The organism is Gluconacetobacter sp., from assembly GCF_047721585.1.
GTDB classification, from domain to species: domain Bacteria; phylum Pseudomonadota; class Alphaproteobacteria; order Acetobacterales; family Acetobacteraceae; genus Gluconacetobacter; species Gluconacetobacter dulcium.
Window position 1 is genome coordinate 1 of the sequence record NZ_JBDNXE010000023.1, and the last position, 14,446, is coordinate 14,446.

Genomic DNA, 14,446 nt, shown 5'->3' on the forward strand with positions numbered 1-14,446 from the left:
TCCCCCCGCCGTGGAGCCGGCGGCCCCCGCCCCCGCGCAGACCCGCACCTATCTGGTGTTCTTCGACTGGGACAAATCCGGCCTCTCCGACCGCGCGCGGGCCATCGTGTCCACCGCCGCCCAGGCATCGACCCACACCCAGACCACGCGGATCGAGGTCAACGGCTACACGGACAATTCCGCCGCCCATCCCGGCCCGCGCGGCGCGCACTACAACATGGCGCTGTCCCTCCGCCGCGCCCAGGCGGTGCAGGCCGAACTGATCCGCGACGGCGTGCCCGGCACCGCCATCGACATCCACGGCTTCGGCGAAGACCACCCGCTGGTTCCCACCGGCCCGAACACCCGCGAACCGCAGAACCGGCGCGTCGAGATCATCCTGAAATAAGGTCCAGGTCGGGCTCCCCCTCCGTTGGCTTTCCCTCGGCCGTTTCGGCCGATGGAACCTTTGCCACCTCCGCCCGAACCCGCAAGGGGCCAGTCGGCCCCTTGGCCCCTGTTCGTTCTACGCTGCGCCGTTCAGGCCCGGAAACGTGGGCTGGTGAGCGAGAGCGGCCCGCAGGGCCGCGCCCGTCGTGTGTTTCCGAGCACCGAAGCGGAGCGGCCTCAATGGCCGTGAGCACCGGTGCACAGGAAACGCGCGCCGGATCGCCACCAGCGCGCGTTTACGGGCCTGAACGTCAGGCGAGGCCGGTGAAGAGGGATGTGGAAAGATAGCGTTCGGCGAAGGAGGGGGCGATGACCACGATCGTCTTGCCCGCATGTTCGGGCAGTTCCGCCAGCTTCAACGCCGCATGCAGCGCGGCGCCCGACGAAATCCCCACCGGCACGCCATCCAGCCGCGCACACCGCCGCGCGGCCGCGATCGCCTCGCGCTCCGACACCGTCAGCACGCCGTCCAGCGCCGGCAGATCCAGCGTGCGGGGGCAGAAGCCGGGGCCGATCCCCTGGATACCGTGCGGCCCCGCCTCGTCCCCGTTCAGGATCGCGCTTTCCACCGGTTCCACGCCATAGACCGCGAGCCCCGGTTTGCGGGGCTTCAGGGCATGGGCGATGCCGCTGGCGGTGCCCCCGGTCCCCACGCCGGCCACCACGATATCGACCGCGCCGGCGGTGTCGGTCCAGATTTCCTCGGCGGTGGTCAGGGCGTGGATCGTCGGATTGTCCGCGTTTTCGAACTGGCGCGGCATCCAGGCATGCGGCGTTTTCTTCACGATGTCCTCGGCCCGGGCGATGGCACCGGCCATTCCAAGCCGCGAAGGGGTCAATTGCAATTCCGCGTCCAGCAGACGCAGCATCTTGCGCCGCTCCATCGAGGCTCCCTCGGGCATGGTCACGATCAGCCGGTACCCCCGCGCAACCGCGACGAACGCCAGTGAAATACCGGTATTGCCCGATGTCGGCTCGACCAGGACGGTGCGGCCCGGCGTGATGTCGCCCCGCTGCTCGGCGGCCAGCACCATGGCCGCCCCGATCCGGTCCTTGACCGACCCCAACGGGTTGAAAAATTCCAGCTTCATCAGGACCCGGCAGGCCACCTCGTCCTCCCGCATCAGGCGCGGCAAGGCGACCAGCGGCGTGCCGCCGACCGTATCCACGATCGAGTCGTACACGCGGCCCCGCGGCCCGGCCAGGCCCAGATGGCCGTCCGCCGTCCCTGAATGATCCATGGGTCGTTCCTTCCCCTCAACGCATTGACGCAGATTTAATCGTAATAGCTGACATAATCCATCATCACACCAAACAGAAGCGTGGATCATCGGCGCCGATCCTGCTAGCTTCACACCCAACGGGCATCCGGCCGTCGGACGCACCATGAATTGCAGGGGAAATCGGGAATGCTGCTTCGGCGTGACAGGGCCATGATCGCGGTGCTCATCATGCTCGACGTCGCCTTCCATGCCGGACGCACCGGCACCGTCAGCGCCGCCGACATCGCCGAGCGCGCCGGCCTGGCCCGACGGGGGATCGAACCGCTGCTCCAGACATTGTCGCGCTCCAGCCTGCTGGAAAGCGTGCGCGGGCCGCGCGGCGGCTATCGGTTGGGGCGCCCGCGGCGCGACATCACCGTAGCCGACATCGTCGAAGTCGCGACCGCCGACGATTCGTCGTCCGATGACGGGCCGATGGGCCAGCTTTTCACCCGCGTCATCGATCCGTGCTGGCAGAAGCTGGACGACACGGTGTCGGCCCAGTGCCGCAAGCTGACGCTCGACGATCTGGTCCACAGGGCCGAATCCAGCGGCATGCGCCGCCCGCTGGCCGAGCCGATCACCTTTTCGATCTGATTTTCCGCGCGTAGCGCGGAAACGGGCGGGGGCACAGACCCCCGCCCATCCCGTTAATGCGTGGTCTTGGCGCGACGCCTGGTCGCCGTCTTGCCCGTGCTCTTGGTCGTGCTCTTCGCAGCGGCAGCGGCCGGAGTCGGCGCGGTGATCATGGGGGTCGGCACCACCACACCTGTCGCATCGACCGTCGCCGCCACATCCAGCGTGTCGCGCGGCTGGCCGGGGCCACGGATCAGCGTCACGCCGAAATGGTCCGGCCCGGCATAGGCTGTGTTAGGCGTGTACATCACAACCGTATGATCGTTGTGATTATACAGGAAGACCTTGCCGTGCTCCGGAGCCGGCGCGACGCCGAACGACGTGTAGGCATGTTCCCCATCCTGAAGCAGCACGACGCAATTGCCGTCATCGCTGCGCACCGACATCGTCGTCGCCTTCCTGGCCGGTTCGGACGCCTTGACGGGGCTGACCTGACAGACCGCCGAACGCTTCATGTAGCCGAACGGATCGGGAGGACCTGCCACCTGGAGCACAGGCTTGTTTTGACATCCGGCCAGCACGGCTGTCGCCGCCACCAGAATTGCAGAAGACAGTCGCACGCGCACTCGTCAACTCCGCTCGCTCAAGAAACCGGCACGCCCCAGACGCGGCCGCGAATCGTCCCGGCAACGCTCTAGAGCACGACCGGGATGCATACAAAGACCCTATCCGATCCCCAGGGATCGGCAATCCACCGATGGCACGGGGCCACGGAACGCGCCATGATACGGCGACCGGTCGCGACCCCAAAATTTGATTGCCAACGCTCTGGTCAGGGTTATGCTGCCATTATAGAAGCCTAGCAAGCCCAGTTCACATGCCGGTTCATGTCATCGACGACAACCCGGCGCAGCTTTCCGGTCGGTCGGGAGAAACCCTATCATGACGTTTCCCATTTGGCGTGCCGCAATCGCCGGTCTGGCCCTTGCCGGGCTCGTGAACGGTCAGGCCGCGCTCGCCGCCGGCGCCTGCACGTCCTCGCCCGCGCATGAGGCCTTCGACGTGCAGGGCCTGAAAAGCGAGCTGATGGTCACGGCCCTGTCGTGCAACATGCAGGACCGCTACAATGCCTTCGTCACGCGCTTCCGCCCCAAGCTGCTGGACGAGGAAGGGGCGCTGAACGCCTATTTCCGCACCACCTACGGCCGCGGCGCCCAGCGCGAGCATGACGACTACATCACCCAGCTTGCCAACGTGCAGTCCGAGCGCGGGCTGAAGGCCGGCACCGCCTTCTGCAACCAGCGCGCGGCGATGTTCGACGAGGTCGCGGTGCTGGAAAGCGCGCAGGACCTTTCGCGCTATGCCCAGGCCAAGGACATCATCCAGCCGGCGTCATACGAAACCTGCGCCGCGCCCGAGCGCGCACTGCATACCGAAATCCGCAGCCGCGCGCGCGCCCGCGCCGCCCACACCACCCGCGCCACCCGGAGCTGACACCCGGCACGTCCAGGGCACGGCGCGTGACCCTGGGCACGCGCCTGCTTGACAGGGAACAGGGCTGCGGAACAAAGAACAGTCCATGAACGACGATCTCTTTTCCGCGCCGCGCCCGAAGCGGGAGCCTCGCCCCCGCCCGACCGAGGCCGCCGTGCCGGCTCCGGCCAACGCGGCCGAGGCGTACGACGCCAGCGCGATCGAGGTGCTGGAAGGGCTGGAGCCCGTCCGGCGTCGGCCCGGCATGTATATCGGCGGCACGGACGAGGGCGCGTATCATCATCTCGCCGCCGAGATCCTGGACAATGCGATGGACGAGGCGGTGGCCGGCCACGCCACCACCATTGATGTCTCTCTGGAAGCCGGCGACTGGCTGACCATCCGCGACAACGGGCGCGGCATCCCGGTCGATCCCCACCCCAAATTCAAGGACCGCTCGGCCCTGGAAGTCATCCTGACCACGCTGCATGCGGGCGGGAAATTCTCCGGCAAGGCCTATGCGACCTCGGGCGGCCTGCACGGCGTGGGGTCGTCGGTGGTCAACGCCCTGGCCGCGCGGATGGAGGTCGAGGTCGCACGCGACCGCACCCTGTGGCGCCAGGCCTACGAACGCGGCCATCCGGTCACGACGCTGGAAAAGGTAGGGCCGACCCAGAACCGGCGCGGCACCCAGATCCGCTTCACCCCCGACCCGCAGATCTTCGGGCGGCTCCATTTCTCGCCCGCGCGCCTGTATAAGCTGTGCCGGTCCAAGGCGTACCTGTATCGCGGCGTGACCATCCGCTGGGCCTGCGACCCGGCGCTGATCCGTGACGACGCCATTCCCGCCGAAGCCGTGCTGCATTTCCCCGGCGGCGTGGCCGACAGCCTGCGCGACGAGCTGGGCTCGGCCGCGCTGCTGGCCGAGATGTGGTCCGGCGACGCCGACCTGCCGGTGGGGCCGGACGGCGCCGAGACCGGCCGGATGGAATGGGCGGTGGCGTTCCTGGAATCGGGGTCGTCCACGCTCGCGTCCTACTGCAACACCATCCCCACCCCGCAGGGCGGCACGCACGAGGCCGGGTTCCGCACCGCGCTGCTCAAGGGCTTCCGGGCGTGGGGCGAGCAGCGGTCGAACCGCCGCGCCTCGGCCATCGCGGCCGACGACATCATGGGCATCATCGCCGCCAAGCTGTCGGTCTTCATCCGCGATCCGCAGTTCCAGGGCCAGACCAAGGAAAAACTGACCTCGCCCGAGGCCGGCCGCCTGGTCGAAACCGCGCTGCGGGACCGGTTCGAGCAATGGCTGGCCGGCCACCCCGCGCAGGCGGACAACCTGCTGGCCTTCATCATCGAACGCGCCGAAGAACGGCTGCGCCGCAAGGACCTCAAGGACACCCCGCGCAAGAGCGCCACAAGACGCCTGCGCCTGCCGGGCAAGCTGACCGACTGCACGCGCGAGAACGCGGCCGAGACCGAAATCTTCCTGGTCGAGGGCGATTCCGCCGGCGGCTCGGCCAAGCAGGCCCGCAACCGCGAAACCCAGGCGGTGCTGCCCCTGCGCGGCAAGATCCTGAACGTCGCCAGCGCCTCGACCGAAAAGCTGCGCGCCAATCAGGAACTCCGCGATCTGGTCGAGGCCCTGGGCTGCGGCATCGGCGACCGGTTCGACGCCACGCGCCTGCGCTACGGGCGCGTCATCATCATGACCGACGCCGACGTGGACGGCGCGCACATCGCGTCGCTGCTGATGACCTTCTTCTACCGCGAACTGCCCGAACTGATCCGCCGGGGGCATGTCTATCTGGCACAGCCGCCGCTCTACCGCCTGACCCAGGGCGGCAGGACGGTCTATGCGATGGACGATGCCGACCGCGAGCGAAAGCTGAAATCGGATTTCAAGCCGAACGCCAAGGTCGAGATCTCACGCTTCAAGGGCCTTGGCGAAATGCCGCCGGGCGACCTGAAACAGACGACGATGGACCCGAAGAAGCGCACGCTGCTGCAAGTCGTCACCCGGCCCGAAGACCGCGCGCTGACCAGCGACCGGGTCGAGCAACTGATGGGCCGAAAAGCCGAGTCGCGCTTCCAGTTCATTCAGGAACATGCCCGCCTGGTCGAAGAACTGGACGTCTGACCCCTTGCCCGTCCCGATACGCGCCGCCAGTCCCGCCGCCATGCCCCAAAACCGGCGATGAGTGCCCCCAGGCCGCCCATGGCTGGCGGCGAACGGCTGTATGATCCAGCCATCGGCATGCTGCTGGTCGTGACAGGCATGTTTTCGTTCCAGGTGGGCGGATCTTTCGCCAAGCTGCTGTTTCCCGTCTTCGGGCCGCTGGGCACGGTCAGCCTGCGGCTATGGATCGCCGCCATCGTGCTGGGCATCCTGGTGCGCCCGTGGCGCGCGGCACCCGACCGGGCGACCCTGAAACTGATTTTCTGGTATGGTGCCTCGATCGGCATCATGAACATGGGGTTCTATCTCTCCCTGGAGCGCATGCCCCTGGGCGTGGCGGTCGCCATCGAATTTCTGGGGCCGCTGACCCTCTCCCTGTCCGGAGCGCGCCGCGCGCGCGAACTGCTGGTCTGCCCACTGATCGCCGGCGGGCTGTATCTGCTGCTGCAACCGGGCGCGGCCCTGGCCGGTCATCCGCTCGACCTGCTGGGCGTGGCCTACGGACTGATGGCCGCCCTGGCCTGGGCCGCCTATATCGTGACGGGCAGCCGGGTCAGCCGGCGCATCGACGCCGCGCGCGCGACGGCGCTGGGCCAGGCCGTGGGCGCGGCGCTGGTCACGCCGCTGATGTTCGCGACGCTGCCGGTCGCCATCGTCCATCCCCACGCCGCCTTTCTGGCCTGCGGCGTCGCCGTCCTGTCTTCCGCCCTGCCCTACACGCTGGAGATGCTGGCCATGAAGCGGCTCCATCCGCGCCAGTTCGGCCTCCTGACCAGCCTGGACCCGGCACTCGCCACCATCACCGGCATGCTGCTGCTGGGCGAGCATCTGGCCCTCGCGCAATGGGCCGGGATTCTGTGCATCGTCCTGAGTTCGATCACGGGCGTCCTGACCCAATCCCCAGGCGCCCAAACGGCGGCGACACTGCCCGAGATATGACAGGCGCCGCATGCGCGGCGAGTGATCGGCTCCGACAGACAGCGTGGCAGGAATATCACATTCACGGCATCCCGCGCTCAGGGCTGTCAAAGAGAACAGCCAAACCCATCAAAAAAAAGTTGTCTGCTGAATTTTACCGAATAATAAAATTGAATTTACGAATTTCTAATATTTCCTCTTCGTTGAACACGACCCTTGCGAATATTGATGGGCACCCATGTTGCAGATGGGCAACAGAACGCAAAGAATCTGTAACAAGCACCCCGCAAGCGGTCGACAAGCCCGTTACGATCATGTGTAACTTTTATTAACGCGCCGTAACTAGGCAATTACACATGTCAAGGGAGTTCTACGCGACATCGCAATCTCCGGAAGTCCGGAACAGGATGAAACGTGGCCGATCACTGGAATTATATCGGAGTCCTCATGATTTCCGGAAATTCTCCGTTCGGATGATGTGGCATGGCTTTTGGCGCCGAATACTTGTCAAGACACTCGCTTACCGATTTTCACGTTAACCCTTCTGGAGAAATTCATGGGCGATCGCCAGATAAAGCAGACGACCGCACGCGCCTTCCGTCGCAAGAACAGCCTTCTGCTGGCCGGTGTCGCAACCGCCGCACTGATACTCCCCGCGATCAGAGAGGCTCACGCCGCGGACACCACGCAGAGCGGTAAAACGAAGCACAAGGTCGCACACACGGCAAAAGTGCATCGCGCTCCCGTCACTACGACCGGCGTGCGGACAGTCCGGGCTACCGCAACCACGCCCGTTGCCGCCACCGTGCCCGTGCCCGTGAAGGCCCAGACTCTGGCGCAGGCCAGCACGGATACGTCCGGACTGAGCGTTGATCAGGAACAGATCGTGGTCACGGGTTCGCGTCTCGCGCATAAAGCGATCAACGACATCGCGCCCAGCTATAGCGTCGATGCCGCGCAGCTCTCGGCCCGCGGCTATACCAACCTGGGCACGGCCCTGCTGCGTGAGGACACGGCCTTCAGTTCGCCCGACAACAGCACGGCGGGCCAGCAGGGATCGTTCGGGGCCGGACAGTTCTTTGCCAGCATGCTCGGGATGGGTTCCCAGCGAACGCTGACACTGGTCAACGGCCATCGTTTTGTTTCGGGCGCATCATCGTCGCTCTTCGGCGCGGTCGCCGGATCTCCGGTCGATATGTCGACACTGCCCGTGTCGCTGGTCAAGCGTGTCGAACGCAAGACCGTTGGCGGCGCCCCGGCTTATGGGTCGGACGCCATCGCAGGTGTCGTCAACTATATTCTCGATGACGATTTCCAGGGCGTCAAACTCAACGCGCAGGGTGGCTTCAGCCAGCGCGAGGATTACGGCTCGGCCCATATCGCCTTCACGGCCGGCCACCATTTCGATCACGATCGCGGCGGCATCGTCTTCAATCTGGAATATACCGACACGTTGCCCATGACGAACGCACAGCGGGCAAACTCGGTCGGCAATGGCGACGATCGCATGTCCTACGGACAGGCGTCCGCCGCGGACAATTCTCCTTTCAAGTACGTCTTGCGAGATGGCTCGCGCCGCTATCTCGAATTCACGACGACAGGCATGCCCCTGGGCATCGATTCATATCCCACGCTGAACGGCCAGCCTTATGCCAGTCTGACAAACGCGGCGGGTCAGCCTCTGATTTTCAGCCAGGATGGCAGGAGCCTGGTTCCACTGACGTTCAAGCAGGCCAACGGCGACCAGTTGACCGGCGTGAACGGCAACGGCTTTCCGATCAACAATTACAGTAACCTCATCACAGGCCAGCATCGTCTCAATCTGACCGGCCTCAATCACTATCAGATCACGGACCACCTCAAGCTGTCTCTTGAAGAATGGTATCAGCAGAGCGACAGCTTCAACACGGCAGCGCAGGGCTATTATAATACCGCCCTATTCGGCGATGCCATGACGGGCAGCACGACCGACGGTACCGCCAACGGTGATCTGGTGCTGAGCACCAACAATCCGTTCCTGACGGCCGGCGAACAGAACACCATCAAATCGGCACTCGCTGCCCAGGGTCTGCCCACCGACAGCTTCTATATGGCACGCGCCAACCAGGATATCGGCGCGGGATATTTCACGACCAACAACCAGATGTTCCGCTTTGTCGGCACGCTGGCCGGTGACTTCAATTTCGCTGGTCGGCATTTTGACTGGGATGTCACGCCGGAATACGGCAAGAACATCAGCACCACCGACCAGCCCCAGATCGTGACGCAGAACTATTATAACGCGATCAATGCGGTCACCGCCGCCGACGGCTCGATCATCTGCGCACCGGGCTATACGTCTGCCGGCATCGCAACAGTGAACCCTACCTGTTCTCCGCTGAATGTCTTCGGCCAGGGACAGGCGTCTCAGGACGCGGCCAATTATGTGATGGCCCGTACCCGCACGAAGCAGATCAATTCGCAGTTCGACGTACTGGGCGAAGTCAAGAGCACCGTGGTCAAGCTGCCGGCGGGCGACATCCGCTATGCGATCGGTTATGAACACCGTCGGGAAAGCTTCAACTTCAATCCGGGCGCCTATAACCTCGGCCAGCTCCAGCCAGACGGCTCGCGTGATCCGTGGGGCGGTTCGGCGGTGATGACACCGGTGGTGGGCTCCTACGAAACCCATGAAGCCTTCGGCACCCTGTCCGTGCCGCTCGTCAATCCGAGCATGCAGATTCCCGGCGTCTTCAACGCGTCCATCGAAGCCGATGCGCGCTACGTCCATAACAGCATAACGGGCGGCTTCTGGACGTGGACCGCCGGCGGCGCCTATTCGCCGGTTCGTGACATTACGTTCCGTGGCAATTATACGCGCTCGCTCCGCGCGCCGGCCGTGACTGAACTGTTTGCGCCGCAAGGCACGGTGTTCGATCTGGGTGACGATCCCTGCTCCAGCCAGTTCATCAATACCGGGCCGAATCCCGCGACGCGCATGGCCAATTGCGAGGCAGCAGGCGTGCCCGCTACCGGTTTCAATTCCAACATTGTCAACTTCACCCAGAAGGGCGTGTCCGGCGGCAATCCGCACCTGAGGAACGAGGTCGCGGATTCCTTCACCGGCGGCTTTATGTTCACACCGCACTTCGCGCGTGGGCTGGAACTGACGGCCGACTTCAACGACATCAAGCTGAGCAACGAAATCACCTCGCTCACCCTCGGGCAGTTGATGCAGGCATGCTACGATTCCGCGACCTACCCCAATCAATATTGCAGCACCTTCTCGCGCGGCACCGATCATCAGATTCAGCCGGGATTTCAGGAAGGCTACTATAACATTGCCTCGCGGCATGTGCAGGCGCTCCAGGCCGCCCTGCACTATACGGTATCGCTGCGCCGCTTCGGCCTGCCGGACGATGCCGGACTGCTGCAAGGCTCGGTCAACTACACGCACTACGCCAACAATACACGCACCCTTCTGGGTACGACCTATCAAGAATCGGGAGACCTCGGCACGCCGAACGACCGCTTCACGGCAGACCTGAACTATGTTCGTGGGCCGCTCTTCTTCCAGTGGCAGATCCTTTATTACGGTCCGTCCAAATATGCCCTGAACGTGTCGGATACGACATACCAGCACAACAAAGTCGCCCAATGGTTTACCTTCAATACAACCATTGAATACACGTTCGCCAAGCATTGGACGGCGAACTTCATGATGAACAACGTCTTCGACGGCAGGCCGCAATATCCTTACCAGATCAGCGGCAGCTCATATGATCGCTATATGGACGCCATCATCGGCCGCAACTTCCAGGTTTCCCTGACAGCGGCTTTCTGACCGGACCTCGCCCCGACGGAGGCATCCGTCGGGCATGGCCTGATTTTTTCGCCCGATCGGCTCGTTATACCCGGTCGGGCACCCTCGCGGAACGATATCCGCCGATCTGCCCTACCAACGAAGGCGCGGTGCGGAACCGCCCTTCACCCCCAGCCGTCGAGGCCCATGGTTCCCAGGGCTCGGCCGCCGCCCCCATCTCCCGGTGCACTGCCCGCATGGCATCATGAAGTGGGCGGTCCGACACTTCCTGTTGCACAGTAGCAACATAATGCAAGAAATCTGTCACATCTGTTGCGCAGACGGTCGACAGGATCATCCCGATCATGTGTAGTTTTTGATAACGCGCCTGCAACAGGCACATGACATTTGCTCAGGGAGTTCCACGAACGCATCGTCCTTATCGACAATCCAGAAAGGGATGAAACGCGGCCGAGCAGAGATTGACGCCGGAATCGATCGGATTCCTGCCTCCGTCTCTGCCCTGAACTCATGGCATCACCTTTGGCGCCGAATGCCGACCAAGACACTTGCTTATCAATCCTCACATCAATATCGGGAGAAATTCATGGGCGATCGCCAGATAAGGCCGACGACCGCACGAACAACCCAGCGCCAAAAGAATGTTCTTCTCTTTGCCTTCACGGCCATGAGCGGAATGATGTATTCTTCCGCTTTCGCGCAGAGTGCGGAGCGGGCGACACAGACACTTCCCAAGCACCACACCCGCACGACCAAAGCCGCCAAAGTCGCAAAGCCGGTATCGGTCGCAGCACCCGTCGCTCCGGTCGCGGCGGTCCCCATGGCTCCGTCGTCCTCACGCAACGCCTCAGTCCTCGCGAACGCGGCTTCCGCGACGATCCCCGAGGCAGAGCCGGAAAACGTCGTTGTAACGGGCACCCTGTTCCACGATCCCAACGCCTCCAGCGCGGCTCCGATCGAAGAACTGACGTCGCGCGACATGCAGCGCCGCGGCATCAAGACAGTGACCGACGCGCTGCAACAGCTTTCCTCGAACGGCTCAGGGAACCTGACAAACGCGTTCGGTGCCAACGGTGCTTTCGCAACGGGTGCGTCCGCGCCTTCGCTGCACGGCCTGACGACCGACTCAACCCTGGTTCTGATGGACGGCCAGCGCCTGTCCTACTACCCGCTGGCCGATGACGGCGAACGTGACTTCGTCGATACCAACTGGATGCCTCAGTCGATCATGGAACGGATCGACGTGAAGGAAGACGGCGGCTCCGCAACGTATGGTGCCGATGCTGTCGGCGGCGTGATCAACTTCATTACCCGCAAGGAAATCAAGGGTTTCGAAGGGAATGCCGAAGGCGGTCTGAGCCAACGCGGCATCGCAGGCCATCAGCGCCTGTACGCGACCTACGGCCATGGTGATCTGGCGCGTGACGGATATAATTTCTACATCAACGCGGAATATCAGCAGGACGACGCTGTATATAACCGCGACCTCGGTTACCCGTACAACACGTCCGATCTGACCGGCATCGGCGGCAGCAACTGGATTTATAACGGCGCCAATCCCAATGCCAGCTACGGCAGCCCGCAGGCAATCGTCGCTCCCGTCAATAGCAGCGGCCAGGTTGTCGGCAGTTATCAACTGCTGAACCCCTCCGCAGGTTGCGGCAAATACGGTTCGGCTTCCAGCGGGACACTTGGCGCTTCCACCAACTATATCGGTAGCGGCAGTGCTTTCAGCGGTTGCAGCATCGACACGACCAAAGCATATGCCCAGACCAGCCCGTCGATTCAGCGCATCAACGCAACGGCTCACTTTACCGCCAATGTCACGCCGCGCTCCCAGTTTACTGCGATGTTCACCTACTCGCAGACAACGACGACCGCACCGGGCTCGCTCGGGGGAGTGCCTGCGCTTCTGCAAGCGCAGACCCAGGCCAAACTGGCCAACACCAACAACCTGCTGATCCCGGCACTTCTTCCCAATGGGCAGCTCAATCCGAACGATCCGTTCGCCGCTCAGGGCCAGGCCGCCAGCATGTATTACATGTTCGGTGACCTGGTTCCGACAACCGTTGCCTACAGCCAGAACTTCCGCGGTTCGATGCGCTATAACGGCACTGCGGCATCGAACTGGGGATCGGACTGGAATTACGATTTCAACTTCGTCGGCATGAATTCGATGCTGGCACAGACCTATACCGGCTTCCCGACGATCGACGGCATCGAGAACGCTGTCGCCAATGGCACGTACAACTTCGTCGATCCGTCCAAGAACTCCCAGGCTGTCCTGAATTCGATCGCACCAAAAAACGTCGTGCATGATCGGACCCAGGAATATTCCTACGAAATGACGGGGAGCAAAGGCCTGTTTCGCCTTCCGGGCGGCATGGTGAATGTCGCGATCGGTGGCAATATCCGCTGGGAATCCCTCTACGCTCCCAATGGCAACCCGGTCAATCTGGCCGACCCTGGCGCCCAGTACTTTTCCATCAACCCTGTCAGCGCCCAGGGCAGCCGTTGGGTTGAATCCGGCTTCTGGGAACTCGGCCTGCCGTTCCACAAGATGCTGAAAGCCGATCTGGCTGGTCGCTATGATAATTACTCGACCAGCACCGGCACGGGCTATGGCCATTACACCCCGCAAGCCAATCTGGTGTTCAAACCGGTCGATCAGTTTGCCCTACGCGGCACGTTCTCGCGTGGTTTCCGCGTCCCCAGCTTCTCAGAAACGGGTGGCCAGACTGTCGGCTACATTAATAATAACATCACCAACCCGGCCTGGTTGGCTGAACATAACAACGACGCGTACACTAAGACCTATAGTGTTGGCCTGAACTCGGTCGGCAACCCGAATCTGAAGCCGGAAATCGCGACCAACTTCAGTGGTGGCGCGGTCATCAAGCCGCTGCCGTGGATTACCCTGAGCGCCGATTATTATTACATCAAGAAGTCGAACTATATTACGGGCAATCCGTACGGTCAGAACGCGACTCTGATCAGCAATGATTACGTGTCGGGTCAACCGCTCCCGCCCGGCATAACGGTGACGCCGGACGCTGTTGACGCCGCGAACCCATCGGCAATGCCACGGCCAGGCTTGATCAATTACGGCTTCATCAACACGCCGTGGATGCGCACCGACGGTGTTCAGCTCGGCTTCACCGCCTCGCACCGTTTGCCTGGCGTGCTGCATGAGGTGAACTGGTACAGCAAAGGTGAAATGACCTATGTTCGTCGGTTCTCGATTGGGATACCGGGCGGCGAGGTCCAGGAATTTGCTGGGACCATCGGCCCGTACAATACCACCTCGGCTTCCGGCACCCCGCGCTGGAAGGCCAACTGGGCCAATACGTTCATGTGGCGCAAGCTGGCAGTAACGCCGACGGTCTATTATACCAGCGGCTACAAAACCATCGCGGCCGATGCAGGTGCCACCAGTTGCGGCCTTCTGACGGGCGCGGCTCAGATACCTTCCACCCAATGCCATGTTAAGAACTATTGGGATGTCGATCTGACCGTGAATTATCAGATCAGCCCTCGTTGGTCAGTCTATGCCAACGTCTATAATCTGCTTGGCTTCCGTGCGCCCTATGATTACGCCACCTACGGCTCCTACCTTTACAATTCTTCATGGTCTCAGAAGGGCATCATCTATCGCTCCTTCCAGTTCGGTGTTAACGTCAAACTGTGACGCAATGAAGAGATGAGGGATGGCAGCAAACTGTCCCTTCTGTCTCAAGGCTGACTTCCGACACTGGGGGTCAGCCTTTTTTCTATCGCTACGATAATCTGGCGTCATACGACGTTGACCGT

The 14,446-nt window shown here is 62.8% G+C and carries 9 protein-coding genes; 7 read left to right on the forward strand and 2 right to left on the reverse strand.

Going from position 1 to position 14,446, the window contains the following annotated elements; genetic code table 11:
- A partial coding sequence (locus ABF821_RS06470) for an OmpA family protein (RefSeq protein WP_415529447.1) occupies nucleotides 1–388 on the forward strand: 388 nt, incomplete at its 5' end.
- 292 nt (nucleotides 389–680) lie between these two features.
- Here the strand turns inward: ABF821_RS06470 and cysK are convergent.
- Nucleotides 681–1,670: a cysteine synthase A gene (gene cysK / locus ABF821_RS06475; protein WP_183010385.1), complete on the reverse strand. Its 990-nt coding sequence runs from the start codon at nucleotides 1,668–1,670 to the stop codon at nucleotides 681–683.
- 168 nt (nucleotides 1,671–1,838) lie between these two features.
- On the opposite strand from cysK, the gene ABF821_RS06480 reads away from it, so the two are divergent.
- On the forward strand, nucleotides 1,839–2,288 hold the full coding sequence (locus ABF821_RS06480) for an RrF2 family transcriptional regulator (RefSeq protein WP_182950942.1): 450 nt from the start codon (nucleotides 1,839–1,841) through the stop codon (nucleotides 2,286–2,288).
- 53 nt (nucleotides 2,289–2,341) lie between these two features.
- On the opposite strand, the gene ABF821_RS06485 is transcribed toward ABF821_RS06480, so the two are convergent.
- The gene (locus ABF821_RS06485; protein WP_310888993.1) at nucleotides 2,342–2,887 is read right to left on the reverse strand and encodes a hypothetical protein; all 546 of its coding nucleotides are present in this window, start codon (nucleotides 2,885–2,887) and stop codon (nucleotides 2,342–2,344) included.
- Nucleotides 2,888–3,209: 322 nt separating this feature from the next.
- On the opposite strand from ABF821_RS06485, the gene ABF821_RS06490 reads away from it, so the two are divergent.
- The 5 genes from ABF821_RS06490 to ABF821_RS06510 all read left to right on the forward strand — a co-directional run bounded on the left by ABF821_RS06490 (nucleotide 3,210) and on the right by ABF821_RS06510 (nucleotide 14,324).
- Complete coding sequence (locus tag ABF821_RS06490; RefSeq protein ID WP_415529448.1) at nucleotides 3,210–3,761, forward strand: hypothetical protein; 552 nt, start codon at nucleotides 3,210–3,212, stop codon at nucleotides 3,759–3,761.
- An 85-nt stretch (nucleotides 3,762–3,846) separates the two neighbouring features.
- Nucleotides 3,847–5,877 carry a DNA topoisomerase IV subunit B gene (gene parE / locus ABF821_RS06495; RefSeq protein ID WP_182975418.1) on the forward strand — a complete coding sequence of 677 codons (2,031 nt, stop codon included), beginning with the start codon at nucleotides 3,847–3,849 and terminating at the stop codon, nucleotides 5,875–5,877.
- Nucleotides 5,878–5,934: 57 nt separating this feature from the next.
- A complete protein-coding gene (locus ABF821_RS06500) occupies nucleotides 5,935–6,855 on the forward strand; it encodes an EamA family transporter (RefSeq protein WP_183010388.1) in 921 nt (306 codons plus the stop codon).
- Nucleotides 6,856–7,390: 535 nt separating this feature from the next.
- The gene (locus ABF821_RS06505) at nucleotides 7,391–10,657 is read left to right on the forward strand and encodes a TonB-dependent receptor domain-containing protein (RefSeq protein WP_183010389.1); all 3,267 of its coding nucleotides are present in this window, start codon (nucleotides 7,391–7,393) and stop codon (nucleotides 10,655–10,657) included.
- Between the two features lie 565 nt (nucleotides 10,658–11,222).
- Nucleotides 11,223–14,324: a TonB-dependent receptor plug domain-containing protein gene (locus ABF821_RS06510; protein ID WP_375272933.1), complete on the forward strand. Its 3,102-nt coding sequence runs from the start codon at nucleotides 11,223–11,225 to the stop codon at nucleotides 14,322–14,324.
- The last annotated feature ends 122 nt before the right edge of the window (nucleotides 14,325–14,446 follow it).

What these genes read in the sequence shown, in the direction of transcription:
- ABF821_RS06505 (WP_183010389.1), top strand. Translation starts at nt 7,391, where the DNA reads ATGGGCGATCGCCAGATAAAGCAGACGACCGCACGCGCCTTCCGTCGC.
- ABF821_RS06490 (WP_415529448.1), top strand. Translation starts at nt 3,210, where the DNA reads ATGACGTTTCCCATTTGGCGTGCCGCAATCGCCGGTCTGGCCCTTGCC.
- ABF821_RS06480 (WP_182950942.1), top strand. Translation starts at nt 1,839, where the DNA reads ATGCTGCTTCGGCGTGACAGGGCCATGATCGCGGTGCTCATCATGCTC.
- ABF821_RS06500 (WP_183010388.1), top strand. Translation starts at nt 5,935, where the DNA reads ATGAGTGCCCCCAGGCCGCCCATGGCTGGCGGCGAACGGCTGTATGAT.
- parE (WP_182975418.1), top strand. Translation starts at nt 3,847, where the DNA reads ATGAACGACGATCTCTTTTCCGCGCCGCGCCCGAAGCGGGAGCCTCGC.
- cysK (WP_183010385.1), bottom strand. Translation starts at nt 1,670, where the DNA reads ATGGATCATTCAGGGACGGCGGACGGCCATCTGGGCCTGGCCGGGCCG.
- ABF821_RS06510 (WP_375272933.1), top strand. Translation starts at nt 11,223, where the DNA reads ATGGGCGATCGCCAGATAAGGCCGACGACCGCACGAACAACCCAGCGC.